Origin of the sequence: Streptomyces sp. NPDC086077 (assembly GCF_040686175.1) — a bacterium.
Classification (GTDB): Bacteria; Actinomycetota; Actinomycetes; order Streptomycetales; family Streptomycetaceae; genus Streptomyces.
In genome coordinates this window covers 1-25974 of sequence record NZ_JBFBJT010000104.1, presented here as the reverse complement: position 1 = coordinate 25974, position 25974 = coordinate 1, and the positions used below count along the sequence as shown (strand labels likewise).

The 25974-nt window shown below is 69.4% G+C and carries 20 protein-coding genes; 9 read left to right on the top strand and 11 right to left on the bottom strand.

The window, feature by feature from the left end; genetic code table 11:
• Positions 1-531 (bottom strand): biosynthetic peptidoglycan transglycosylase (locus AB0O67_RS26090; protein ID WP_365454594.1); only part of this gene is annotated, 531 nt, incomplete at its 3' end.
• A 187-nt stretch (positions 532-718) separates the two neighbouring features.
• Here AB0O67_RS26090 and AB0O67_RS26085 point away from each other — a divergent pair.
• From AB0O67_RS26085 to AB0O67_RS26070, 4 genes are read left to right on the top strand one after another with little or no spacing between them, the layout of a single operon-like run.
• Positions 719-1519, top strand: a complete 801-nt coding sequence (locus AB0O67_RS26085; RefSeq protein ID WP_365454591.1) for an ABC-2 family transporter protein — start codon at positions 719-721, stop codon at positions 1517-1519.
• Positions 1512-2351, top strand: coding sequence for an ABC transporter permease (locus tag AB0O67_RS26080; RefSeq protein WP_365454588.1), 840 nt, complete (start codon positions 1512-1514; stop codon positions 2349-2351). The genes AB0O67_RS26085 and AB0O67_RS26080 overlap by 8 nt, the downstream gene beginning before the upstream one ends.
• A 10-nt stretch (positions 2352-2361) precedes the next feature.
• On the top strand, positions 2362-3390 hold the full coding sequence (locus tag AB0O67_RS26075; RefSeq protein ID WP_365454585.1) for an ABC transporter ATP-binding protein: 1029 nt from the start codon (positions 2362-2364) through the stop codon (positions 3388-3390).
• 33 nt (positions 3391-3423) lie between these two features.
• Positions 3424-4146, top strand: a complete 723-nt coding sequence (locus AB0O67_RS26070; protein ID WP_365454582.1) for a DUF1707 domain-containing protein — start codon at positions 3424-3426, stop codon at positions 4144-4146.
• 25 nt (positions 4147-4171) lie between these two features.
• Here AB0O67_RS26070 and AB0O67_RS26065 read toward each other — a convergent pair whose 3' ends face one another.
• A complete protein-coding gene (locus tag AB0O67_RS26065) occupies positions 4172-5503 on the bottom strand; it encodes an SGNH/GDSL hydrolase family protein (protein ID WP_365454579.1) in 1332 nt (443 codons plus the stop codon).
• A 244-nt stretch (positions 5504-5747) separates the two neighbouring features.
• Between AB0O67_RS26065 and AB0O67_RS26060 the strand changes: the two genes are divergently transcribed.
• Genes AB0O67_RS26060 through AB0O67_RS26050 form a run of 3 tightly spaced genes read left to right on the top strand, consistent with a single transcriptional unit; the run spans position 5748 to position 9070 of the window.
• Positions 5748-7139 (top strand): DUF445 domain-containing protein, encoded by a 1392-nt coding sequence (locus AB0O67_RS26060; RefSeq protein ID WP_365454576.1) that lies wholly within the window; start codon positions 5748-5750, stop codon positions 7137-7139.
• Between the two features lie 51 nt (positions 7140-7190).
• Positions 7191-8690 carry an MFS transporter gene (locus AB0O67_RS26055; RefSeq protein ID WP_365454573.1) on the top strand — a complete coding sequence of 500 codons (1500 nt, stop codon included), beginning with the start codon at positions 7191-7193 and terminating at the stop codon, positions 8688-8690.
• A 20-nt stretch (positions 8691-8710) separates the two neighbouring features.
• Positions 8711-9070, top strand: a complete 360-nt coding sequence (locus tag AB0O67_RS26050; protein ID WP_365454570.1) for a VOC family protein — start codon at positions 8711-8713, stop codon at positions 9068-9070.
• Between the two features lie 29 nt (positions 9071-9099).
• Here AB0O67_RS26050 and AB0O67_RS26045 read toward each other — a convergent pair whose 3' ends face one another.
• Positions 9100-9549: a hypothetical protein gene (locus AB0O67_RS26045; protein WP_365454567.1), complete on the bottom strand. Its 450-nt coding sequence runs from the start codon at positions 9547-9549 to the stop codon at positions 9100-9102.
• Positions 9550-9779: 230 nt separating this feature from the next.
• On the opposite strand from AB0O67_RS26045, the gene AB0O67_RS26040 reads away from it, so the two are divergent.
• Entirely contained in the window at positions 9780-10724 is a 945-nt protein-coding gene (locus AB0O67_RS26040) for a helix-turn-helix domain-containing protein (protein WP_365454564.1), read from the top strand.
• 171 nt (positions 10725-10895) lie between these two features.
• On the opposite strand, the gene AB0O67_RS26035 is transcribed toward AB0O67_RS26040, so the two are convergent.
• The 4 genes from AB0O67_RS26035 to AB0O67_RS26020 all read right to left on the bottom strand — a co-directional run bounded on the left by AB0O67_RS26035 (position 10896) and on the right by AB0O67_RS26020 (position 13988).
• Positions 10896-11681: an SDR family oxidoreductase gene (locus AB0O67_RS26035; RefSeq protein ID WP_365454561.1), complete on the bottom strand. Its 786-nt coding sequence runs from the start codon at positions 11679-11681 to the stop codon at positions 10896-10898.
• 95 nt (positions 11682-11776) lie between these two features.
• Positions 11777-12391 (bottom strand): NAD(P)H-dependent oxidoreductase, encoded by a 615-nt coding sequence (locus AB0O67_RS26030; protein WP_365454558.1) that lies wholly within the window; start codon positions 12389-12391, stop codon positions 11777-11779.
• A 542-nt stretch (positions 12392-12933) separates the two neighbouring features.
• Positions 12934-13143, bottom strand: a complete 210-nt coding sequence (locus tag AB0O67_RS26025; RefSeq protein ID WP_365454555.1) for a DUF397 domain-containing protein — start codon at positions 13141-13143, stop codon at positions 12934-12936.
• A complete protein-coding gene (locus tag AB0O67_RS26020; RefSeq protein ID WP_365454552.1) occupies positions 13140-13988 on the bottom strand; it encodes a helix-turn-helix transcriptional regulator in 849 nt (282 codons plus the stop codon). The genes AB0O67_RS26025 and AB0O67_RS26020 overlap by 4 nt, the downstream gene beginning before the upstream one ends.
• A 207-nt stretch (positions 13989-14195) precedes the next feature.
• On the opposite strand from AB0O67_RS26020, the gene AB0O67_RS26015 reads away from it, so the two are divergent.
• Positions 14196-14804 carry an ATP-binding protein gene (locus AB0O67_RS26015; protein WP_365454549.1) on the top strand — a complete coding sequence of 203 codons (609 nt, stop codon included), beginning with the start codon at positions 14196-14198 and terminating at the stop codon, positions 14802-14804.
• A 127-nt stretch (positions 14805-14931) separates the two neighbouring features.
• Here AB0O67_RS26015 and AB0O67_RS26010 read toward each other — a convergent pair whose 3' ends face one another.
• From AB0O67_RS26010 to AB0O67_RS25995, 4 genes are all read right to left on the bottom strand, one after another.
• Positions 14932-16797, bottom strand: a complete 1866-nt coding sequence (locus tag AB0O67_RS26010; RefSeq protein WP_365454546.1) for a DUF1998 domain-containing protein — start codon at positions 16795-16797, stop codon at positions 14932-14934.
• Positions 16794-20051, bottom strand: coding sequence for a helicase-related protein (locus tag AB0O67_RS26005; RefSeq protein ID WP_365454543.1), 3258 nt, complete (start codon positions 20049-20051; stop codon positions 16794-16796). The genes AB0O67_RS26010 and AB0O67_RS26005 overlap by 4 nt, the downstream gene beginning before the upstream one ends.
• Complete coding sequence (locus AB0O67_RS26000; RefSeq protein WP_365454540.1) at positions 20048-21952, bottom strand: UvrD-helicase domain-containing protein; 1905 nt, start codon at positions 21950-21952, stop codon at positions 20048-20050. The genes AB0O67_RS26005 and AB0O67_RS26000 overlap by 4 nt, the downstream gene beginning before the upstream one ends.
• The coding region (locus AB0O67_RS25995; protein ID WP_365454537.1) for a DEAD/DEAH box helicase at positions 21949-25974 on the bottom strand (4026 nt) is incomplete at its 5' end. The genes AB0O67_RS26000 and AB0O67_RS25995, both read right to left, overlap by 4 nt.

Sequence of the window (25974 nt, the reverse complement as noted above, 5' to 3'; positions counted from 1 at the left end):
CTGATCGAGCTTGATCGAGATGAAGAACTCCTTGACCTTCCGGGTGACCGTCTGTTCCTGGGCCAGGTAGTAGTTCTTCACGTACTGCTGGGTGATCGTGGAGCCCGACTGCTTGCCCTTGCCGGTGGCCGTGTTCCAGCCCGCGCGCACCATCGCCTTGGGGTCGATCGCGGACTCGGTGTAGAAGTCGCGGTCCTCGGCGGCCAGCACGGCGTGCTGGGCGTCCTTGGAGATCTGGGCGAGCGCGACGTTCTCCCGGTTGACCTCGCCGTCCCGGGCGAGCTGCGAGCCGTCCGCGTACAGGTAGACATTGCTCTGCTTGGTCGCCAGCGCGTTCGCGGAGGGGATCTTGACCATCGAGTAGCCGAGGTAGAACACGCCGATCAGCAGCAGGACGCCGATGACGAAGGTGCCCAGCAGCATGCGCCAGGTCGGAAGGATCCGGCGCCAGCCGGTGCGCTTCGGCTGGCCGGGCTTCCCCTCCCCGGGCCCGTCCTGGTTCGGCTGCTGAGGCTGCGGCTCGTCACTCATGTCGTGCACGGACTCCTGTGTATTTCCTCGTACGTCATCTACGCCCCCATCTGAAGACTCTCGCACCGGCCGTTCCGTTCCCGGATCCGTGCACGTGTCCCGCCCGGAAAACGCCTGGCAGGCCCTCTCCGCCGCGTACTAGGCTCCTGCGCTTCGGTGTCGGGCTGGTCGGGGACGGTGGTTCGGTGTGGGCACGGGACGGTTGTACGCGGCCGTCGCGGTGGGGAATTTCCGACGGTACGCGACCTATCGGGCGGCCACGGCCGCCGGGGTGTTCACCAACACGGTCTTCGGGCTCATCCTCGTGTACACCTACCTCGCCCTGTGGGACGAGAGACCGCAGCTCGGCGGGTACGACCAGGCACAGGCCGTCACCTACGTGTGGCTCGGGCAGGCGCTGCTGTCGACACTCGCGATCGGGGGTGGCGGCTTCGAGAACGAGCTGATGGAACGCATCCGTACGGGTGATGTGGCGATCGATCTCCACCGCCCGGCCGACCTGCAACTGTGGTGGCTCGCCTCCGACTTGGGACGGGCCTTCTTCCAGCTGCTGGGGCGCGGTGTGCTGCCCTTCGCGTTCGGGGCGCTGGTCTTCGACGTCGCGCTGCCCTCGGACCCGGTGACCTGGGGCGCCTGTCTGGTGGCGGTGCTGCTCGGGATGGTGGTGAGCTTCGGGCTGCGGTACCTGGTGGCACTGAGCGCGTTCTGGCTGCTCGACGGCACCGGCGTGTCCCAGGTGACCTGGCTGCTGGGCTACTTCTGCTCGGGCATGCTGCTGCCGCTGAACGTCTTTCCCGGCCTGCTCGGCGAGATCGTACGGGCCCTGCCGTGGTCGTCGCTGCTCCAGGCGCCCGCGGACGTGCTGCTGGGCCGGGCCGACCCGCTGGGCACCTTCGTCTTCCAGGGCGCGTGGGCGGTGGCGCTGCTGGTGGTGGGGCGGCTGATGCAGTCGTCGGCCACGCGGCGGGTGGTGGTGCACGGTGGGTGAGACGGGTCATGTGCGGCAGGCCGGGCGGGTCGCCGACGGGCTGCGCGCGTACGGGCTGATCGTCGCCATGTGGATCAAGTCCACCATGGCCTACCGCGTGTCCTTCGTGATGACGACCGTCGGCAACTTCGTGGCGACCGGCCTGGACTTCGTGGCGATCCTGCTGATGTTCTCCCGGGTGGACGAGCTCGGCGGCTGGACCCTGCCCGAGATCGCCTTCCTGTACGGGCTGACCGGCGTCGCCTTCGGGCTGGCCGACCTGTCCATCGGGTCGATGGAGCGGCTGGGGCGGCGGGTGCGGGACGGCACGCTGGACACGCTCCTGGTGCGTCCGGTGCCGGTGCTCGCGCAGGTCGCCGCCGACCGGTTCGGGCTGCGCCGCCTCGGCCGGGTCGTCCAGGGCGCGCTGGTCCTCGGCTACGCGCTGGCCGCGCTCGACATCGACTGGACGCCGGTGAAGGTGCTGCTGATGCCGGTGATGCTGCTCAGCGGGGCGGCGATCTTCTGCGCGGTGTTCGTCGGGGGCGCGGCGTTCCAGTTCGTGGCGCAGGACGCCTCCGAGGTGCAGAACGCGTTCACCTACGGCGGTACGACGCTGCTCCAGTACCCGCCGACCGTGTTCGGCAAGGAACTGGTGCGCGGCGTGACCTTCGTGCTGCCGCTGGCCTTCGTCAACTGGCTGCCCGCGAGCCACATCCTGGGGCGGCCCTACCCGCTGGACCTGCCCGAGTGGGTGGCCTTCGCACCGCCACTGGTGGCGGCGGCGTGCTGCGCGCTCGCGGGGCTGGCCTGGCGGGCAGGACTCAAGTCGTATCAGAGCACGGGGAGTTAGGCCGGTGACGGTGACAGAGGCAGACGGAGCGGGCGCCGAGGGCGTCGAGGGCTTCATCGAGGTCGACCGGATCGAGAAGGTCTTCGACGTGCGCAAGAAGACCGGCTTCCTGAAACGGGAGCGGCGGCAGGTGCGGGCCGTCGACTCGATCTCGTTCCGCGTGGCACGCGGCGAGATGGTCGGCTACATCGGGCCGAACGGCGCCGGGAAGTCGACCACGATCAAGATGCTCACCGGCATCCTCACCCCGAGCGGCGGGCGGCTGCGGGTCGCGGGCATCGACCCGTCCCGGCAGCGCACCCGGCTGGCGCACCGCATAGGGGTGGTGTTCGGACAGCGCACGACGCTGTGGTGGGACCTGCCGCTGATCGAGTCGTACCGGCTGATGCACCGCATGTACCGGATCCCCGACGCCCGTTACCGCGCCAACCTCGAACGCTGCGTCGAACTCCTCGGACTGGCCGAGCTGCTGGACGTGCCGGTGCGGCAGCTCTCGCTCGGCCAGCGGATGCGCGGGGACATCGCGGCGGCGCTGCTGCACGATCCCGAGGTGCTCTACCTCGACGAGCCGACCATCGGCCTGGACGTCATCTCCAAGGCCAGGGTGCGGCAGTTCCTGCGTGACCTGAACGCCGAGCGCGGCACCACGGTGCTGCTCACCACGCACGACCTCCAGGACATCGAGCAGCTCTGCTCCCGCGTGATGGTCATCGACCACGGGCGTCTGATGTACGACGGCCCGCTCGCCGGGCTGCACGAGGCGGGGGAGAGCGAGCGCACCCTCGTCGTCGACCTGGAGCGGGAACTGCCGCCGATCGAGGCGCCGGCACCGGCGCGGGTCGTCCGGGTGGAGGGGCCCCGGCAGTGGCTGGCCTTCCCGGCGGCGCAGTCGGCGGCGCCGCTGGTGGCGCGGATCGCCGCGGAGTACCCGCTGGTGGACCTCTCGGTGCGGGAACCGGACATCGAGGCCGTGATCGCGCGAATGCTGCATTCGACGGGGGACACCCCCAAACCCCCGACGGAGCGCGCGACCGCATAGTGCCGGGACCGTGGAAAACGTAGGCTGCTGTCCATGACCGACGATGCCCCGGAGCTGCGAGCCTCCGACGCCGATCGAGAGCGAGTCGCCGAGGTCCTGCGGGACGCCCTCGCGGAGGGGCGGCTGGACATGACGGAGTTCGAGGAGCGCCTCGACGCGACGTACCAGGCGCGGACCTACGGGGAGCTGGCCCCCATCACGCGGGACCTGCCCGCCGGGGGCGGGGCGCCGGGACCGGCGGTCTCGATGGTCAAGGAGCCCGCCGCGCGCGGGGGTTGGGCCGCGCGGATCACCGGGGGCGGGGGATCCTCCTCGGGGGGCGTCGCCGTGATGTCCGGCTTCCAGCGCAAGGGGCGCTGGACCGTGCCGAAGCGGTTCACCTGCTTCACGTTCTGGGGCGGCGGGGAGATCGATCTGCGCGACGCGCTCTTCGCCGACCGTGAGGTCGAGATCAACTGCGTGGCCGTCATGGGCGGGGTGAGCATCGTCGTGCCGCCCGGCGTCGAGGTCGTCGTCCGCGGCATCGGGATCATGGGCGGCTTCGACAGCCGCGAGGACGGGGTGCCGGGCGACCCGGGCGCCCCGCGGGTGATCGTCTCCGGGTTCGCCTTCTGGGGCGGAGTGGGCATCGAGCGCAAGCAGGTGCGGGTGCGGGGCGGCCGCGAGCAGCGGGACGTCGAGGGCGGGGACCGGCGGATGCTGGGGCACGGGGACCAGGCGCACGGCTGGGGGCACGACCGGCGGCCGAGGGACTAGGCCCGCGCCCCCGCACGGCGCCCCCTCACAGCTTCGCCGGAGCCGCGCCCTTCAGGGCCGTCAGGTCGAACTCGCGCGCCATCCGCTCGTAGCCCCGGTCGTTGGGGTGCAGACGGTCGCCCGAGTCGTAGTCCGGGCGGAACCTGCGCGGGTCGTACGGATCCCGCACCGCCCGGTCGAAGTCGACCACCGCGTCGAAGACGCGCCCGGACCGGATCTCGGCGTTCATCTCCTGCCGTACCGCCTCGCGCTCGGCGCTGTGTCCGCGGTGCCCGCCGAAGGGCATCAGGGTCGCGCCGACGACCCGGATGCCCCGGGCGTGGGCCTGGCCGACCAGCGTGCGCAGGCCGTCGAGGACCAGGTCGGGGTCGATGACGGTGGGCGAGCGCAGGATGTCGTTGACGCCGAGGTCGATGACGACGACCTTGACGTTGGTCCGACCGAGCACGTCACGCGGGAAACGGCTGAGGCCGCTGGGGTTGTCGGCGGGGCGGCCCAGACCGCCGGTCAGGACGCGGTTGCCGCCGATGCCCTCGTTGACCACGCCGTACCGGGGCACGTCCTGGCCGGCGGAGGCCGCCTCGCGCAGCCGGTCGGACAGGATGTCGGGCCAGCGCCGGTTGGCGCCCACGGTGGAGGAGTTGCCCTCGGTGAGGGAGTCGCCGAAGGCGACGAGGGTGCCGTCGGCCTCACTGCTGAGCACGTCGAGGGCGGTCAGGTAGCGCCAGGCCTCGACCTGCTCGGTGTACGGCGCGCCGGTCACGTCCTCGGTGCGCTCGCCCCGCGCGGCGTACGAGATCTGCCGCACGCGCGCGTGCACGGTGACCGGGCCCGGCTCGGCCGGGGCGTACGTGGTGACCAGGACGTCGCTGTCGGGCGGGACGGGGATGCGCACGCCGTCGCTCATCACCTGCGCGCCCGGCGGGATCACGACCGTGGGGAGGCCGTTGAACGTCAGTCGCCGCATGGTCCGCGGAACCGCGGCGGCGCTGTCGTCCGCGGCGGCCAGCGCGATCGTGGCCCGCGTGAGGGTCAGCGGCAGCCGGCCGTAGAGATTGGACAGCGTGATCCGGGCACCCGTACCGCCGACGCTGGTGTGGACGACGTTGCGTACGGAGCGGTCGTGCAGGCCGGCGGTCTCGGTGCCGGGCTCGGCGGCGGACGGGGAGGTCGACCAGGAGCCGACCCAGGTGCCGGTGGACGCCGGGGCGGCGGGGTCGTACGGGCGGGGACCTGCGAGCGCGCTCGGTGCGGTGCCGTCGTCGGAGGCGGCTCCGGCGTATATGGCGACCGACATGGCCACGATCAGCGAGACGATGGCGGCGAGCAAGGCATAACCGTGATGACGCCTGGTCATGCGGTGCGTTTCTCCTCGGGAGGAAGTGGAGCCCGAGGCTCCGGTGTGATCACCTCATGATGCGCCATGAGGCGTGGGAAGTTGACCTGGACCCCCGGAAGGAGACCCGTTCGGCCGCGCGAGTTCACGTACCGGTTCACTCGCGCGCCGCCCGTACCGACAGACGCCGGGAACTCTTGTCACGTTCCAGGAGTCGGTCAGGAAGGGACAATGAGGAGTGGAGGCTCGGGAACGGGTGGAGCGGATGGATCGTACGAAACAGGATCAAGCAGGTGGAACGGGTGCGGGTGCCGTAAAGCAGTCTGCCCGGCCGGGCGCCGCCGGTGACCGCGCGGCCGGCGGCCGCGCCGTGCCCGCGTCCGCCGTCCGGGCGATGACGACGTTCAGCCCGGCCGACGAGGAGAAGCAGCGCGGCGTGCGCCGGATGAAACTCACCGCGACCGGTCTGCTGCTCCTCGTGGCCGTGGTGTACGTGCTGGCCAAGTGGGCGTCGAACTCGGGCGCGGGTCCCTGGGCCGGCTATGTCGCCGCGGCCGCCGAGGCGGGCATGGTCGGCGCGCTGGCCGACTGGTTCGCCGTCACCGCCCTGTTCCGTCATCCGCTCGGCATCCCCATCCCGCACACCGCGATCATCCCGACCAAGAAGGACCAGCTGGGCGTCTCCCTGGGTGAGTTCGTCGGCGAGAACTTCCTCTCCGAGGACGTCGTACGGCAGCGGCTGCGCGCCGTCGGCATCGGCAGCCGCCTCGGCGCCTGGCTCGCCGAACCGCAGAACGCCGACCGGGTGACCGCCGAGCTGGCGACGGCCCTGCGCGGCGCGCTCACCGTGCTGCGCGACTCCGACGTGCAGGCGGTGGTCGGCGAGGCGATCACCCGGCGGGCGGGAGTCCAGGAGATCGCGCCCGGCATCGGCAAGATGCTGGAGAAGGTCGTCGCCGACGGCGGCCACAAACGGGTCGTCGACCTGGTCGTCTCCCGCGCGCACGACTGGCTGGTGCTGCACAGCGACTCCGTGATGGACGCCGTGCAGGGCGGCGCGCCCGGCTGGACCCCGCGGTTCGTGGACCGCAAGGTCGGCGAGCGGGTCTACAAGGAGCTGCTGCGCTTCTGCGCGGAGATGCGGGACATGCCGTCCCATCCCGCGCGCGGCGCCCTGGACCGCTTCCTCTCCGACTTCGCCTGCGACCTCCAGTCCGACACCGAGATCCGCGCGAAGGTGGAGCGGCTCAAGGGGGAGGTGCTGGGCCGGGGCGAGGTCCAGGACCTGATCGCCTCCGCCTGGACGGCCGTACGATCCATGATCGTCTCCGCGGCCGAGGACGAGCGCAGTGAGCTGCGGCTGCGGGTGCGGGCCTCCCTGCTCTCCCTGGGCGCCCGGATGGCCACCGAACCCAAGATCCAGGACAAGGTGGACAGCTGGGTCGAGGGCGCGGCGGTGCACGTCGTGACCACGTACCGCAGCGAGATCACCCTGCTGATCACCGACACCGTGGCCGGCTGGGACGCCGAGCACACCACTCGGAAGATCGAGGCCCACATCGGCCGTGACCTGCAGTTCATCCGCATCAACGGCACGGTGGTGGGCTCGCTGGCCGGGCTGCTGATCTACACCGTCTCCCGCATGCTGGGGGCGTGACCTCCCCCTTCCCGGGCATACGAGAGGGGGTCGCCCGAGGGAGAGGGAGCCATGACAGCAGCAGCGTCGTCGTCGCCGGATTCCGTGCCCGCCTCCACCGGCACCATCACCACGTCCATCCCGGCCCGACTGGACCGGCTGCCGTGGTCCCGGTGGCACTGGATGATCGTGATCGGCCTCGGCACCGTCTGGATCCTGGACGGTCTGGAAGTCACCATCGTCGGCAACGTCGCCGGCCGGCTGGCGGAGGAGGGCAGCGGCCTGGACGTCAGCGCGGCCCAGGTCACCGGCATCGCGGCCGCGCTGTACGTGGCGGGCGCCTGCTCCGGCGCCCTGTTCTTCGGCTGGCTGACCGACCGGTACGGCCGCAAGAGGCTGTTCATGGTGACGCTGGTGGTCTACCTGGCGGCCACGGCCATGACGGCGCTGTCCTTCGAGTCCTGGTGGTTCTTCCTCTTCCGCTTCCTCACCGGCTTCGGCATCGGCGGCGAGTACGCGGCCATCAACTCCGCGATCGACGAGCTGATCCCGTCCCTCTACCGGGGCCGGGTCGACCTGATCATCAACGGCAGCTACTGGCTCGGCGCCATCGGCGGCGCCCTGCTGTCGATCGTCATGCTGGACACCGCGATCTTCCCGAAGGACCTGGGCTGGCGGCTGAGCTTCGCGCTGGGCGTGGTCCTGGGCCTGGTCGTCCTGCTGGTACGACGCCATGTCCCGGAGTCGCCACGATGGCAGTTCATCCACGGCCGGGGTGAGAAGGCGGAGGAGCTGGTCTCGTCCGTCGAACGGGAGATCGAGCAGGAGAAGGGTGAGCCGCTGCCGCCGCCCGCCGGCGAGATCACCATCCAGGAGCGCAAGAGCATCGGCTTCGGCCTGATCGCCAGGACCGTCTTCGGCCGCTACCCGCGCCGGGCCGTTCTCGGCCTGTCGCTCTTCATCGGCCAGGCGTTCCTGTACAACGCCATCACCTTCGGCTTCGGCACCATCCTCAGCACCTTCTTCGACGTGCCGACGGGCAGCACCGGCTACTACTTCGCCGTCATCGCGGCGGGCAACTTCCTCGGCCCGCTGCTGCTCGGCAAGCTCTTCGACACGGTCGGCCGCCGGGTGATGATCTCCTCGACGTACATCCTCTCCGGCCTGCTCCTGTTCGGGACGGCCTGGCTCTTCGACCGGGGCTCCCTGACGGCGACGACGATGACGGCCTGCTGGTGCGTGGTGCTGTTCTTCGCCTCGGCGGGCGCGTCCAGCGCCTACCTCACCGTCTCCGAGATCTTCCCGATGGAGACCCGGGCCATGGCCATCGCCTTCTTCTACGCCCTCGGCACCGCGGCGGGCGGCATCAGCGGCCCGCTGATCTTCGCCGACCTGACCGCGTCGGGCGTCGTCGCCGACACCGTGCTCGCCTTCCAGATCGGCGCGGGTCTGATGTGCGCGGCGGGCCTGGTCGCGGTGTTCCTCGCCGTGCGGGCGGAGCGGCGGTCCCTGGAGGACATCGCCACACCGTTGTCGGTGACGGGATCGAAGACCTCCAAGGCGACGGCCTGACAACCCGGGGAGCCCTCCCCATGACCGTCCGCAGAGTCGTCCCCGACTGCCAGGTCCCGTCCGAGGCGGCGATGGAGGACAACCGTGACTTCTACGGCCTGCTCGGCCTGGAGGAGGTCATGAACCTGGGCTGGGTGATGACCCTGGCGTCCCCGGCCAACCCCACCGCCCAGCTCATCTTCCTCACCGAGGAACGCACCGCGCCCGTCGTCCCCGACCTCAGCGTGGAGGTCGAGGACGTCGACGCGGTGTACGCGCGGGTGCTGGCCTCGGGCGCGGAGGTCGTACGCGAACTGCGCGACGAGGAGTGGGGTGTACGGCGCTTCTTCGTGCGGGACCCCGGCGGGCGTGTGGTGAACGTGCTCACGCACAGGTCCTGAGCCTCGGGCCTCCGACCCTGGGACGGGGCTCAGGCGCCGGTCGTGGACCCCGGCCGGACGATCATCAACACCGTCACCACCGCCCACAGCAGGTTGAAGATGCCGGTGAACATGGCCAGCCGCACGGTCGCCTGCCGCGTCCCGCCGCCCTCCACGAGCGCGCCCTGCCGGGGCAGCACCAGGGCGACGAGCACGAGCGCGGCCAGCGCGGTCAGCACGATCGACACGATCAGCCAGGCGTCGCCCAGCACCCCCATGGCGCTGGCCGTGGCGAACCCGAACACGGGCACCACGACGCCGACGGTGGCGTACACCCGGCAGATCCGGTGCAGCAGCTGGACCGTCTCGGCGGCCTTCGGGTCGTCGGGCGCGGCCATGGCCTGGCGCGCGGCGGGCGGGAACATGCTCGCGGCGACGGTGACGGGCCCGATGGCGACGATCGCGGCGAGGACGTGGACGGCGAGGAGGAACTTGGTCACGGACGTCGACGCTAAGGTCGTGGTGGATCATGGGGAAGTGGCGTCAGTGACAGGCTTCGACGGATTCTCGCCACGGAAGCCCGGTGCAGGCTCGAAGGGCCTCTGGCCGCGTCCGTCGAGGTAGTCCGGCCGGGTCTCGGGTGATCGTCGACCATGCCTTGACGGGAGTGACGGCGTACGTCGCTCCGGACCGGGTTGGCGAAAGCCCGTCGTATGCCTACGATCCCGCCATGCACACCGTGGCTGTACTGGCGCTGGACGGCGTCATCCCCTTCGACCTCTCCGCCCCGATCGACGCCTTCGGCTGGGCCCGCCTGCCGGACGGCCGTGAGGCCTACCGGGTGCGGGTCTGCGCGGAGCGGGAGGAGGTGGACGCCGGGGCGTTCACCGTGCGGGCGCCGTACGGCCTGGAGGCGCTGGCGGAGGCCGACACGATCATCCTGCCCGGCGTCGAGGACCCGCCCGAGACGCTGCCGCCCGGGGTCGCCGAGGCGCTGTGCGCGGCGGCGGCGAACGGCACGCGGATCGCGTCGGTCTGCGTGGGCGCGTTCATCTTCGCGGCGACCGGCCTGCTGGACGGCCTGCGTGCCACGACGCACTGGATCGCGGCGCCGGACCTCGCGCGGCGCTACCCGAAGGTGACGGTCGACCCGAACGTCCTCTACGTCGACAACGGCCAGTTCCTGACGTCGGCGGGCGCGGCCGCGGCGATGGACATGTGCCTCCACATGGTCCGCAAGGACCACGGCTCGGCGGTCGCCGCGCACGCCGCCCGGATGTCGGTCATGCCGCTGGAACGGGAGGGCGGGCAGGCCCAGTTCATCGTGCACGACCAGCCCCCGGCCCCCGCGGGCGCGACGCTGGAGCCCCTGCTGGCCTGGCTTCAGGACAACTGCGACCGCGACCTGACGCTGGACGACGTCGCGACGCAGGCCGGGATGAGCACGCGTACCCTCAACCGGCGCTTCCGGGAGCAGACGGGGACGACGCCGTTGCAGTGGCTGCACCGGGCAAGGGTGCGGCGGGCGCAGTACCTGCTGGAGACGACGTCGTACCCGGTCGAACGCATCGCGGCGCAGGCCGGCTTCGGCTCGCCCACGGCGTTCAGGGAACGCTTCCGGAGGGTGGTGGGGACGAGCCCGCAGGGCTACCGGAGGGCGTTCAGGTCGGAGTAGCCGTCTGCGACGACCGAGGCTCACGCCTGCCGATCGGCGACCGCCCAGGACGCGAGGGCGACGGCCCCCGCCACCCCGAACACGGCGGGCCAGGCGCCCACCTTCCTGGCCGGCGGATGCGACCCGAGACCAACACCGCCGGGGGTCGGTACCGGCACGCGACCGGTGCCGTCAGTCCACCACCTGACCGCAGGTCACGTTGGGCACGGCGCCGGTCATGGCGGCCGCGTGGTCCGATGCCATGAGCGCGGCGACGTTGCCGACGTCGGCGAGGGAGGGCAGCCGTTTCAGCAGGGTCATCTCCGTGAGATCCTCGATGAAGTCGTCACGGGTCGTCCCGATGCCGGCGGCATGCTTGTCCAGCACCTCCTCGATCGACTCCACCGATCCCGCCGAGCGCAGACAGATGACGCGCACGCCACTGGGCCCCAGCTCCGCCGCCAGGGTGCGGGAGAAGCCCTCCAGCGCGGCGCAGGTGACGCCGAAGCCACCGACGAGGGGGAAGGGGATCCGGGACGGCGACGCCGTGATCATCATGATCACGCCGGACCCGGCCTCGACCATGTGCGGCGCGACCGCCTTCGCGGTCAGGAACTGCGTCCTGGTCGCGACGCCGATCGGCCGGGCGAAGTCCTCGTAGGACATCTCGACGAGCGGCGTCCCTTGCACCTCGTCCAGCCCGATGGCGTTGAACGAGACGTCAATTCGCCGGCCCTGCCTCATCACGGAGTCGACACAGTCCTCGGCGGACCCCTCGTCGAGCGCGTCGACCCGAACCGTGCGGGCCCGTCCGCCCGCGGCGGCGATGTCCCCGGCCACCGCCTGAAGCTTGGCCTCCGTGCGACCGGCGAGAAAGACGGTGGCCCCCTCTCGGGCGAAGGCCCGAGCGACGGCACCGCCTATCGCCCCACCGGCTCCGTAGATCAGGGCGTTCTTCTCTGCGAGCAGCATGATCATCAGGGGTGGGTAGGGGGATGAAGCACCTGGCAGTCACTTCATCGTCCCGCGCGAGCGGCGGAGATCGCATCTTGAGCCGCGGTGCGCCGACATGGTCACGAGCGGGACGGATCCCCTCGGTCCAGCAGTGCACCGGCTTCCCGCCGAGCCCGAGCGAGCCACTCGGCCCGCAGATCCTCACCGGAACCACTGACGGTACGAAACACCACGCGCCGCACGTCAACGACTCCCACGTACGGCAGCACGCAAGCCCGCCAGACCCGCTCCAACGGATCCCCGAACTCACTCGCCTCCCGCTCGGCCGGAGTGTCGGACGTGTTGAGCACAAGCGCCCGCCCGGCCCGCAACAACCCCGCGGGCTCCCCTTCCGCACTGCCCAACTTGTAGGCGACTCCCGGCACGAACACCCGCTGCACCCACCCGACGAGCACAGCGGGCGGCATTCCCCACCAGTTGGGATGCACGAACACCAGGGCGTCCAGCGTGGCTACCTCGCCCCGATGCAGCGCGACCTGAGGATCCCCGGCCCGCCCGGCGGCCTCAACGGTCCCCGTCTCCTCGGCGGCCACCCCGGCCGGAAACCCCTCGGCACACAGATCATGCGTGACGACGTCACACCCTCGCCCACGCAACTCACCCACCACGGCCTCGAAGAGAGCGTGATTGAAGCTCCCGCCTCGCGGATGCGCGAGATAGACCCCGACACGCATGGCTCACCTCCCCCAAGCAGCCCTGAACGCCTCGGAGATCATCGCAGAATGCCGTACGGCCGTCAGAACCGATCCACCAGACCCGCGCCACTCGCCACACCACCCCGGCGTGCCCAGAGGCGCCGGCGCGCCCACCCTCCCTCCGACTCCCGGCAACGAACCGCCACTACAGCCCACCGGTCTCGCTCCAGAGCCGATCCACCAGACTTGCGCCACTCGCCACACCACCCCGGCGTGCCCCACCCTCCCACTGGCACCCCGGCAACGAACCGCCACCACGCACGCACGGGTCCGGGAGGCCCCATCCCTGGGCCGCCCGGCCAGGAAAATCACCGCGGTGGAGGGGCGAGGGTCAAGAGTGGAGCGCAGCGCAATCGGCGAAGCCGACGCCCGAAGGGCGCTCTTGACGCTCGCCCCGGAACCGCCACCCTCAGAACAACCGGGCGGCCGTGGGTACCTCGAAATCGACGCCAGGTGAGGCCGATCCGACTTCCGCCAAGGCCACGGTCCCGGTTCGAAACTCCCGAATGTGCGAGGGCCAACTAGGCGCCCCCGCATTTCAAGCCCCCGATGAAGGCGCTCCATGTCTCGCCGCCCACCATGACCACGGAAGCCATGCCGCTTTTGGAATCGCGGAGAAGAACGCCTCCGTAGGTCGGCGCGCACTCCACGCACTCCCCCCCGGCGCCGTTGCTGTACGACGACCGGAACCACACCGGACGGTCCTGGTCGAGCGACTCTTCCATGCTCATCCTGCGTATTCCTTCAGAACGGACTTGATCAGCTGGGCGGAACGCTGAGGACTCAGAGCTGCGGCTCGCAAGCCGTCGAACGCCCGCGCGTACTCACGAACATGATGCTCGCCTTCCAGATAGACGGCGTCAGTGATTCCGTCGCGATACACCAGGTCGAGGTCCTCCTGCGCAGGAAAGCCGAGCATGGTGAATGAACCTGTGGCGGGGTAGGTGCCCGAATCGAAGGGAAGCACCTGCAGAGTGACCTTCGGCAGCTCCGCTGCGTCCAAGACCCGTTCAAGCTGGTCGCGCATCAGGGAGCGATCTCCGATGACGTTGCGTACGGCGGCCTCGTTGACGATGAACCACGCCTCGGGAGCATCCGGTCGCGTGAGCATGACCTGGCGTTCCAGGCGTACACGTACTGCTCTGTCGATGTCTTGAGACGACATGTGCGCGCCGGTGGTGTGGAGCTCGCGAGCGTACGGTCCGACTTGCATCAGACCGGGAACCACCTCGCACTGGTACTGGCGGATGGTGGATGCGTCCTGCTCCAGGCCGATGTAGATGTTGAACCACTCGGGAACGCCGGCACCGTGCACCTGCCACCAGCCGCGTGTCTTGGCCTGCCGTGCAAGTGACTTGAGAAAGTCGCGCAGTTCGTCGGTGGTTCCGTAGAAACGGCACAGAGCATCGATGTCGGAGGGTTGGACGCGACCGCTCCCCGTCTCCATGCGGTTGACCTTGGAGCCGCTCCAGTCCAGGGCCTGACCGACCTGAGCGCAGGTGAGGGCACTCGACTCGCGGAGCTTCTTCAGCTCGATCGAGAGACGGCGACGGCGTGCCGTCGGAGAGCCTGCCATCACAAGCACCTTTCTGGTAGCGGACGTTCAGTCTCGCGCCAAGGATTGGGCTTGCCAATCACTCGTACGCGGGAATCCCGTCGTGCACATTGCACGACGGGATGGGCAGGCCGCATGCTAGCCGTTGGTGCCACTCACTGTGAGCATTCGTGACGCTACGTCGCCTCGTCGGCGTGGCAACCATGTGATGAGAGGGGACGACCTTTCGTGCTCAACACTGCGTGTCTGCAGCGGAAGCCCTGGGAACTGGCGTTCACGGCCGAGCCCGAGGAAGTGGCGGCGCTGCGGCGCATCATGAAGCTGCACCTGGGGATCTGGGGGCTTCACGAGGTCGTGGACGGAGCACAGCTCTGCGTCAGCGAGCTCGTGGCCAACGTCATCACACACGTCGGCCGTGGCACTCCCGCCACGCTGGCGGTCTCGATGAACGACACGTACCTGCGCATCGAGGTCCACGATCCCGACTGCCGTGCCCTGCCGACGCTGATGCAGGCTGGGAGCGACTGCGAAGGCGGTCGAGGTATGGCGCTTGTCGCAGCGACCGCCGATCGCTGGGGTGTCGATCTTCGCCTTGATCGGAAAGCGACGTGGTGCGAGTTGGCGACCGAACCGACCGATCGAACTCAACCCCACGGCAGCCGGGCGCTGACCGGTCCGGTGAGCGGTGCTTCGCGTCCACTGGGTACGGCCCTGGTCGAGAACGCCGCGGTCGAGGTCATCGCCGGCGTGCTCCACTGGCTGCGGGCACAGGGGCACGATGCGGATGAGCTTCTCGATCGGGCGCAGACGCGTTTCGAGGCGGAAATCGGCACCTAGTCCGCCTGCGGTCTCCGCTACGCAATCTCCACGGGGTGCACCGATTGTGGTCGGCGGTAGTTCGTTCGAGTCAGGACGCTTCGCGGGGACGTGCTCTGCGAAGCGGTCCAACACGCTCGGCGAGTTGCTAGCGGCTCAGTATGTTCGCGAAGAAGCCCACGTGGTGTTCGTCCGGGGTACCGACGAGGAGTGCGCGGTCCAACAGGATGTTGTTGTGCTCGCAACTCGTCTCAGGGAGCATCACGCAGGCATGGCAGGCCGCCAGGTTGATCCCGCCGGCGCCGGACGCCTCGGTCTCCATGCAGAGCGGGTCCGAGGAACACCACTCGGCACGGCGGACGGCCGAACGAACCGCCCGAGCGAGCATGGTCGGCTCACCTTGAGCGACCAGACCACCCAGACTGCCCGCAGAGTCGCTCGTCGCCGTGTAGACGAGTACCCCGGCCATGTCATCGGCGGCGTAAAGGCGCTCGCGCAGGGAGGCGGCGGGGTAGCCCGCCTCCAGGCTCCACTCGTTGATGAGGACGTGGGCCAGGGTGTGCAGCAGCACCATGCGAGGCGTGGCGGGGGAGGGAACCACGTGGCTCGGGTCGTCGGCCCGCTGCTCCAGCACCCGCTGGTGGGCGGTACGCATCCGTTCGATCCGGGCTGCCACCGCCGGTGCCTTCTCCCAGGCGTCCAGCCGGTCCTCGTCCAGGCGGAGGAAGACTCCCTCGCCCCGCACCTCCATGGCCGGGAGCCAACGCAGGGGGCGCTCGGACAGAGGCATCTCCTTGGTGTCGGTCGTCGACTCGGCGTCGACGAGCCGGGTGAACGCCTTCAGGGCGCGAACCTCGCGGAGCTTCTTGACCAGCATCGGGCCGATGACGCCGAGTGGATCGAGCACACCCTGGTCGCCCAGTGGGGTCTCGCAGACGAACTGCTCGTCGCGGGTGTGTTCGCTCTCGCCATTGCCCGCGCGAAGACGCTCGTACTCCTTGTTGCGCAGGGCACGGTAGCGGTGGTCGAAGGTGGGGGCCGACTCGCCGTCGGGATCCTCTTCGCGTTCCGCGTCGAGCAGCGCCATCACCTCGTCCAGCGGTACGGGACACTGTCCCTTGAAAACACCTTTGAGGTAGATCTCGACATGCTCGCGCTCGTCGTACTCGCGAAGCGCGTCCCAGTGTTCGGCAAGTGGATCCGCGCGGCCGTCGCTCCACGGCGGGATGGAGAGCGCAGACTTCAGCACCGGCTGCCATACCGCGGAGGAACCGCGTTGCAACGTGCGCAGGGGAAGTCCGCACTCCTGAGCGGGGGCGGATGCACCGAGCCACGGGCGCGGGCCTCGGCACTTGAGGCCCAGGTCCTTGAGCGCGTTCCTGCGGAAGGATCCCTCCATCGAGACCTCGGGAGCTTGCCCGCAGGAGCAGGAGACCAGGATGGAGCGGAGAGAGGAAGTGTGTCCGGAAGTACGCAGCTTGAGCTTCCCCCCGCACTGTGCGGTCGGCGAGGCGCCACGCTCCTTGGAGCGGTGCACCCACTGCCAGTACGGAAACTCGCCGAGGTGTCCGGCCTCGCACGCGACGACGAAACGCGAGGGGACCAGGTCGACCTCACACGTGCCACAGACGCTCCTGCCGGCGGGCGGATTGAAGTCACGGTGCCGCTGCAAGTCGTCGCACCCCGGGCAGGAGTGCATCAAGGGGAACCGTCGGACCCGGAGACCGTCCCTGCTGGTGTCGTCGGAAGCGGGCGGCAGCCGGAAGTAGTCGACGCCGAGTAGCCGGGCCAAGCGCCGCTCATGGATCCGTGGGGACTCGGCACGACTCCAGCTCTGCTCGGCCTCGTCGAGCCCCGAGACGATGAAGGACTCGTGATCCACGGCGATGAGCGACCCGACGCCGTACGTGGTGATTGCCTGGGCACGACGGACCGCGCCACGCCGCGGAAAGTTGTGGACGGGTGCGGCGCCGTTCGCGCCGGTCCGGCGACGGCGGGCGGGAGGCGGGGTCATCGGGTTCCCTCCATGAACAGAGCGGACTCGGCGTCGACATCGCGCAGGCTCCACAAGGTGGACCACGCGTCTGCGTCCTCGGACTCGTCGTCGTACGCCTTCAGGAGCGAAGGGGTACGACGGCCCCTCTGAGGTTCGAACAGCAGCCCACTGTGGATGTCGGCCTCCTCGCACCACCACTCGATGAACTCGTCGAAAGCCCGGGAGACGGCATCGCTCTCCTCCGGGGTGACCGCCTCGACGCGCTCCAGGAGGATCGACTTGATGCGGCCCCGGAGCACGTGCTCATAGGACTCGACCTGGCCGGCGCCCTCGTTGGGGCGCGCGGCCGGAATCATGATGCGGGCGAGGGCGACGATCACCGCGTGCAGGCCACGGTCACGGGCGCGGGCGGAGAACGGGGTGACGGAGGTGGACTCGACCTCGCGGTACAGGGCCGAGTGAAAATGCTGGAAGCTCTCGTAGTGGGAACGGTCCCGGGACCGTGTCGAATTCAGCATGACCGCGACCAGGCCGGGGTGCGCGCGGCCGACGCGGCTGGTCGCCTGGATGTACTCGGCGGTCGTCTGCGGTTGGCCCATCACGGCCATGAGACCGAGGCGGTCCACGTCCACGCCGACCGCGATCATGTTGGTGGCCAGCAGGACATCCACGGTGTCCCCGTCGGGCAGCCGCTTCTCGATGCCCTTGAGGCGGGTCGGGATCTCACTGGCGTCGATACGGCTCGTCAGCTCCGAGTAGTTGGCGACCGAACGGACCTCCACCCCCTCACGCTCGGCGAGCAACTCCAGATAAGCCACTACGTCGTCGTGAACCTGGAGTTCGGCCGCGGACAGCAGCCGGAGGCTGTTGAAGTAGCCGACGAGACTCCAGTACGCGTCACGCACCTCGTCATCGGTCTTCGCCTGCATGGCCCGGTGCAGCAAGGTGGCGTACGTGCGGATCAGCAGGGTGGACTGGCTGGTGCCGGGTGCCAGGAGACCGACGTATCGTCGACTCGCCTTCTCCTGGCGCGGCGTCTCCACGGCGAACCACGAGTCGCGGGCATCGAGGCCTGCCGGCGGGAACTGCCGTACTTCGCGGGCGAAGAGGTGGCGTCCCTGGTCAGCGGCGCGACGAATGGTCGCTGTGGAAGCGATCACCTTGGGCCGGTCGGCGAGGGCGTCGACGGCGGTTTCGTAGAGGCCCGTCAGGGTCCCCAATGGTCCCGAGATCAGGTGCAGTTCGTCCTGAACGATCAGTTCCGGGGGCGGCGTCCCGCCGTTCGGGTCGTCGTCGCGATTGAAGAGCGCGGAGGTCGCGGGACGCCATGGCATCGACGCGAACTTGTCGACGGTGGCGATCACCAAGGTCGGTCGCGCGTCATACACCGCCTCGTCGATCAGGTGGACGGGCAGACCGTCGGCGAAGTCGCAGCCCGAGCCGGCGCATCGGACGTACATGCGCTTGGCATCCTCGTCGACTTCGTAGTTACGGGCGTCGAGGCGTGTCCCGCACCAGGGACAGGCGTGCAACTGGACGGGATTCTCGGTGGCGAGGCGCTTGTCGAGGTTCCTCCGTAGTTCGTCCAGCTTCTGGCCGGCAGCGGCCAGCGTGTTGGGGGTGGCCGAACGCCCTACCCACATGCCGACGGAGAACTCCTCATGGCCCAGCTCGGGCGTCCGGCGTCGCATATTCTCCATGGCGCAGAGCAGGATCGCCGCGCGCTCGAATTGCTGGAGGGTGAGCAGCCGCAGGGTGTAACGCATGAGGACGGTGACCCCGCCGCCGTCCACACCCCGCCGAATGCGACGCAGGAACGACGTGAAGGCGATCAGCCCGAGGTAGGCCTCCGTCTTGCCGCCACCGGTGGGGAACCACAGCAGGTCGGACACCTGCCGATCACGGTGCGCACGGTCGTCGATGCCGGCCAGACAGAGCAGCAGGAACGCGATCTGGAAGGGGCGCCAGCGGCCGGCGGCCGGGGCGGGGGTGCCGACGCGTCCGTCCTTCACCCACTTGCTGCGGGCGCGCTGGTCGGCCATGACGCGATTCGCCAGGCGGAAAGCACGCATGAGATCGGGCTTGGTCCGCAGCAGCTCAATGCCTTCACGGATACGGTCGAGTGCCTCGCGGCAGGCGCTCACCTGTTCCCGTGCGGGCTTCTCGTGGACGGTACCCGTCAGAGCGTCCGCTTCGGTCGCCTTGCGGTCGATCCAGTGCTCGTACCCTGTGGCCAGCCCTTCAAGAGCGGCCAGGACCTCGGTGTCGGTCTGCTCGGCCAGCCCCAGCATCGACAGTGCCGAGCTGTCGATCTCCGGGTTGGAGTCGGTCAGCAGCACTTCCACCGTAGGCATGAACTGGCTTCGCACCTCGGGGACGGCGGGCTGTTCGGCTTCGATCATGCCGATCGGCTGCGGAGTCCAGTCCCACTCGGCGGCGCAGCCGTGGCCGACCGCGAAGGTGGGAGCGTGGCGGTGCAGCAACCGACTTGTGGCGATCTCCTCGTCGTGGGCGGCGGCGGGGGCGGGACGCTCGACGAACGCGGTGGAGCCGTCCGCGGCGCGGACCGACAGACCGCACTGGAACAGGGAGAAGGCGTCCTGGAGATCCCGCTCACCGACTTTCTGCGTATTGATCAGGGTGACCGTGACCGTGACCGTGTCGGTGGTCCGATCGTGGCGCCGGACGTTGACGTGCAACGCGGCTTCCGGCGCGAGTTCGATCGTCTTCCTCGGATCCGGAAGGCTGACGTCGATGTGCTGCTCGGGGAGGACGAGTTCCTTGCGGCGCCACCGCTCCCGCTGGTCGGCGGTGGTACGGGCCTCGGCGCGGCGCGCAGGAACAGGCCTGCCCTCGGCATCGGTGGGTTCGTAGACGGCCGCGCGGGCAGAGACCACGATAGAGCTGGTTATGGCCGGGCGGACCGCGAAGGTCAGACCCATCGACGAAGGGCGCCTGTCACCCGCGGCGCCGACCTCCTGCGCGGTGCCGGACTCCTCGACGTCTTCGCGGGTGAGCACAGGGGCGGCGTCGAGGCCTTCCTGCTCGGCGACGTCCTCGTCCTTCCGTTCCTTCGCCGCCCTGTCCGCGGCTCGGGGATACAGCACGCCCGTCAGGTAGCGGTCGATCGGTGCGTCTTGGGAGAGGACCTCGCCGCGATCGTCCGGCTCGGCGTTCTCAGCGGGGCCCAGGAGTTCACGGCGGAGCCCCGCCAGGAGTTCCTCGTCCCGGACGCGGTAGTGCTCGGAGTGTGGGCCTGGCACCTGCGTCATGCGCGCTGCTCCTCATGGTCGTCGGCTCTCCGGAACCGGCCGACGCCGGTGATCCGCGGCGCGATCCACACGCCTCGTTCACCGAGTCCGGCGTTCGTGCCGGCGGCGGTGCTCCCGGTCACGGTCTCCAGGGTGTCGATCCGCAGGTCGTGGATCTCGTCGGGCCACCAAGGGTCCCAGGTGCGGTTCACCTTCTGTACCCGGAAAAGATCCTCGCGGAATCGCTGCGAGGCCTCCCCGATCTCCCTTCCGTCGTGCATCAGGGCGTACGGCGGGCTCTCGACGTCGCTCATCGGCAGGTCGTGGCGCTTGCACAGCAGTACCTCCTGGCCGGGACGCACCTGTTCCAGGAGATACGCCTGTGTGGTGACAGCGTCCGTTCGAGGACCGGGCGGGTTGTCCCGGCACACGTCGCCCGCCTCGGCGACGATCCCGTACCTGTCGTACGACCGCCACGACCCGAGGTAGCGACGTCCGTGCCGTCGGCCCCCTGCCCGTTTGAAGTGCGGCAGTTCGGGGGGCGCCACGTGATACAGGTCCTGGCGGCCGCGTGTCATCGCCACGTACAAAGCGCGAGCTTCGGCTGGAAGGTCCAACTCGTCCTGGTACCGCTTTTGGAGCTCGGCGACGGTCGGAGGCCTCAGGACTATAACCCGGTCGAACTCCAGGCCCTTGGCCCGGTGCACCGTCGAGAGGACGAGGCGGGTGGTCTCCGGGTCGGCCGCTTCGTCGGGAAACCTGCCGTCGGCGACCGCGCGGCGCAGCCTGTCCAGATCGAGCACCCCGCGCCCCGGTCCGCGCGCGACCCGACGCAGCACCGTCCACAGGGCGGCGACGTTCGGTTCGTACGGGAGTGGGAGTTCCGAGAGGAGGGTGCGGAACCGGTCCTCGCTGAGGCCGGTCGCCTCCGTGCGTCGCAGCAGCTCGGCCACCCAGTACGGCACCGGACGCTCCTCCAGTGGGCGCCGCAGCCGATGGTCGATGCCGCGCGTGTGCAGGAGGCCGGAGATCACGAGGGCCTGTTGATTGTCACGGGTGAGGACGGCGCAGGTGTCGGAGAGATCCCGCAGGCCGTCCAAGGTGAACTCGTCGTCGAGGGCACCCATGCCGTTCGCCGGATCCAGCAAGAGGTCGCGCAGTTCGTCGTAGAGCCGCCCGGCCTCATCAGGGTCGGTGATCTGCTGGAGAAGGGGGCCGTGCGGCAGTGCGACCCGGGCCTCGGCGGTGGTCGCCCGGAAGTTCCGGGTGAGACGCAGCTCCACCAGGTCGTCGGGATAGGAGCAGCGCAGCCAGTCGAAGAATCGGCCGGTCTCGTCGGCGCGTTCGTTCAGGTCGTCGATCTGAAAACCGTAGACGGACTGAGCCGCGTCTCCGACGACGGTGAAGCCGCAACTGTCCTGGTAACGGTCGAGAAGCGTCTCGACCAGCTCACGGCGTCCACCCAACAGGTCCTGAACCTCGTCGATGACGACATGCGCCGGTGGGACCGCGTCGCCGACCTCCAGCGCGCCCTTCTCGATCGCGCGGGTCGCGGCGGCGATGCGCTCGTCGAAGCCGACCGTTCCCCATTCGCCGTCCGGATGTGCCTGGAGGAGCACCTCGTAGGCCCACGCGTCGAACGTGCGGGCACGTACTCGGTGGGCTCGTTCCCCGTGCCGAGAGATCCGTTCGCGCAGCTCCCGGGCGGCCGCCCGGGAGAAGGTCAGCACCAGGATCTCAGCCGCCTCCAGGGCCTGGTCGGGTTCCTCGTGACCACACAGCGCGTCGAGCCGGCGCACCAGGGTGTGGGTCTTCCCCGCCCCGGCGCCCGCGGTGACCAGGACGCGCGCGTCCCAGGGCTGCTCGACCACGGCCCGTTGCTCGTCAGTGAGCGGTGGGCTGTCCAGGTAGGCGTCGGTCACTTCCGGCTCCAGAGGTGCTCGAACTCTGTGAAGGCGAGGTCGGTGTCGAAGTTGGTGATGTTGTCGCTGATGTTGAGGATGAGGCAGCTGTCCTTGCCGCCGTTCAGTGGTCCACGCAGTCCACGACCGATCATCTGCTGGTAGACGTTGGTGCTGTAGACCGGCCGCGCCACGACCACGGCACGCGTGGCCGGCGCGTCGAAGCCTTGGGTTAGCACACCGTAGTTGGTGAGGACCCGGATGCGTCCGCTTCGGAAGTTCTCGATGCGAGTACGCCGGTCCTGTGCACTGGTCGTCGAGTCCACGGCGGCGGACGGGATCCCCCGGTCGTTGAGCAAGGCCGCCAGATACTTGGCGTGATCGACGGAGGTGGCGAAGAGCAACGTCGGCCAGCCGGCCGGCAGCTCGGCCACCGAGTCGACGATGCGGCGACTGCGGACGTGGTCGTCGGCGAGCCGCTGCTCAGCGGAACGGGAGAGCACGGCCATGCGGTCGGCGTGCGTCTTCTCGTCCCGGGTGAGTTCGATCCGGCCACCCTCAAGGGTGCGGTGCTCGACTTGGGCGAGCATGCCCCAGTCCTGGAGGTCACGGTACGGGTCGCCCGACGGGAAGACACCTTCGTCGAGTCGCCGGTTGCCGAAGCGGCTGACCAAGCGGCGGGTCTCCTCCTCGTTCTTGTTCCGGAACGGGGTGGCGGTCAGGCCGAGGAGGTGCCGACCGGTCTCATACTGGGTGAGTCCCAACTGGCTCAGGATCTCGGTGTACCGCTTTGAGATGGCGGTGTGCGCCTCGTCCACGATCACCAGCGCGGCCTGACGCAGCCAGGCGTACTGGTCTGTCCCCAGGCACCGTTCTAGCTTGGCGTCGGTGGCGACCACCAGGTGCGGGTGGTCGACGACATTGCCGACCTCGTTGGTGGTCCACAGCCGACTGATGGTGAGCGGGCGCTCGGCGCCTACCTTGTTCCAAACGAACTTCCAGCTTTGGACGGCCTGTTCACACAGTTCTTCGGTCTGCGCGATCCACAGCAGCGGACCCTTGAGGTCGCCGACGCGCTTCACCCACCGGATCACGGCCTCGGCGGTGACCCGAGTCTTGCCGGCGCCGGTCGGCAGGGAGAGCATGCCGCGCTGCGGAGCCAGCCGGTCGAGCATCGTGGAGATGTTCCGTACAAGGTCCTCCTGATAGTTGTGGAGGCGAGGGAAGTCCCGGGGTCCCTCCACGGTTTCGAACGGAGGCGGGGACGGAGTCCTCGAGCCGGCGAACGCCACAGGCAGCTTCAGTTCCGAGACGAAGGCGATGGCTGCCGAGGAGCCTCCGTAACCGACCGGTGCGTTGGGGAAGCGAGCCTGAATGTCCCGGGCGTGCTGCTGGAGCACTCCGTCACCGTGCGCGTTGAACGCCATCTGTGCGATTCGGCGCCCGGACGGCTCCGCGCCGTCGGCCGCCTGCAACTCGGCCTCCATCAGCCCCTCCGGGAGGCCGGCACGGAGAGCGTCGGCACCGATCAGCAGCTCGATCTTGGCCACCACGTCTTTGGCCTCTCGTACCGCCTTCTGTGCCGCCTTCAGTTCGCTGTCACGAGCCATGCGATCCTGATGCTCCAGGACGGCGCGGCAACCGGCGGCGCCGAGGCCGAGGCCGAGCTCGCGGTCGATGAGACGCAGCATCGGCTCGGGCTCCAGCGGCACGCGAACCTTGACGGTGCCGTCTTGGCGCACGGCGTCCAAGGGGGACGCGTGCGTGCCGTTGGGCGTACGAGTGACCTCCTCCAGTTCGCTGCACCGTTGCACCATGTGGTTCCGTTGCCCGCTGTTCAGCCGCTGCCGCAGGGCAGGGTACAGCTCGATCAGAGGGACTGGGTCGCCCTCCGGTACTTCACGGGTTTCCCGACTGATCACGTCGGCGAAGCGAAGCATCCCCCACTTCTCGATCATCAGCTCGGCGTCCTCGGCCGTCGGCACGAGGAGCGCCGGGAGCTGCTCGGCCCGAAGCGCCTGGTACTGAGCAGCTCCGACCGCGATCGTGATCTCGTCGTCGGGGCGGGTGCCCCAGACGTTGCCGATCCGGCAACGGGTCAGGGAGCCTTCGGGGAAGTCCGCGCCGAATCGGGTCAGCATCACGTAGGTGGCGCCGACGAAGGAGTCGTCCTCGCTCCGGGTGATCTCGTCGAGAAGCGCGTCCCAGCGATCTGCGGGAACTTCGTCGACGGTGGTCGGAAGCCGGAGTCTGCGAGCCTTCTCGGGAGAGATGTCAGCGACCGGTAGCACGTCCCGATAACCGGCGAGTTGGGGGCCGACGGCCTCCTTCAGCGGCTTGATCCCCTGAGAGGTGGCCACCGTGCCGAACCTCCTCAGCATCCAACGGATCGGCGAGGCCGCCGCCTGACGCGTGCTGGTCTGCGCGCCGACCTGAAGCGTCCAGTTGTCCACTACGGCGTCGTCCGGCAACACCTTCAGGAAGGCAGCGCGTGATTCCTCGGAGAGGGCTCGGAAGAGGTGGAGCGGGCCACCGATCGCGGCGCCCTCGACCTTCATCCGGTTGAGAGTGGGACGGGGGGCGCGACTGTCGAGGCCCCGCAAGTAGGCGGCGTGGACGGCCTCGCGGTACTCCTCGAACCATGCCTCGTCCGCCTGGGGCTGTATCCCGCCGGACGGGCGTTCACGGAGACCGACCTGGGAGAAGAACGGGGTGTCGTCCGAGTGGAAGGCCATGTCGACGGCGATGCTCGGGTCGCGCTTCGCGTCGACGACGACGCCCGGCAGCATGCAGTCCTCGACCGGCCGGAACCGGCCGTCGGCGGTTCGCACCCGAATCGTCGAGCGTGGAGTGGTCACCCGCTCCAGGACTTTGTGGACCAGCCGACGGACTCCCGCCTGGCGGAACAGCTCCCAGAACCGCTCCCAGTCCGAGTCGCTGTAGTGACCGAAGCCCTGATCGAGGACACTGACGAACCTGCCCTCGACATCGGCCTCCCGGATGCCCAGGGTGTTGAGGGCGTGAGCGAGTGACGGATCCTGGGCAAGCTCGTCGACCACGTACACCAGGGCCTCGCGCAGTCCGCCCTGATCGGCACGGCGGAACACCTTACCGTGCGCGGGGGCGACGAGACCGTGTTCCTCGGTGAGCACGATGTGGGCCTTGCGGGCCTCCTCGGCATAGGGGGAGCGGGCCTCGATCATGTCCGCGAGGATTCGGATGGCCACTGCGGATGCTTCGGGGGTCCCGCTCTCGACCAGGGCCTCCAGCCACTCACGGACGCCGGTCCGTTCGTGTCCGGCCGCGCCAATGATGTGCTCGACCTTGCCGGAACGGAGGGCGTCCGCCTCCGCGCTCGGGTGCAGCCAGTTCGAGGGGCGCCCGGGGCACTCGTTCCACATCCGCAGCCAACCGAACAGTTTCCTCAGGTCCCTGTCGAGCCGCGGGTGAATCCGCAGGTGTGTGGGGACGCGCAGGACGCCGTCCTGGTCGGGCAGGGAAGGGCGATCCGCTGTGCGGGCCCAGACCTCCCTGGTCAGGAACTCGTCGGCCCAGCTGATCGCCTCCTTGACGCGGCCGGGCAGCAGGGGCAGGTAGGCGGCCGGGTCCTCGGCAGGTGCCAGTGCGGGGAGGGAGTCGACCACCAGCTTCGCCGACACCCTGATCATCTCTTGGTTGAAGGGGGAGGAGTCCAGCAGGTTCTGTCGGTCCTCGTTCGTCTTCCAGGCTCCGTTGAGAATGCCGCTCAGCGACATTTCATACTTGGTCGGGAAGAACGACCAGAATCTTCCGCGTCCGCGCGACCGCGGGCTGACGTACAGGCCGCTCTCCGGATCCTTCTCAAGAGCCGGGACACCCCAGGCGAGGTCGAGCAGAAGCCGGTCGTGCAGCTCTCCGGCGTCCGCCCGAGCACGCGGACCGGGCTCGTGGGTGGTGCGGAACACGCGCCAACGGTCGGTGGTGACGGCCTTTCCGGTCCGCTCCTCCACGACGGTGTGCAGGTCGCCGGTCTGCCGGGTGGTCAGCGTACGGCGGGCCATGGG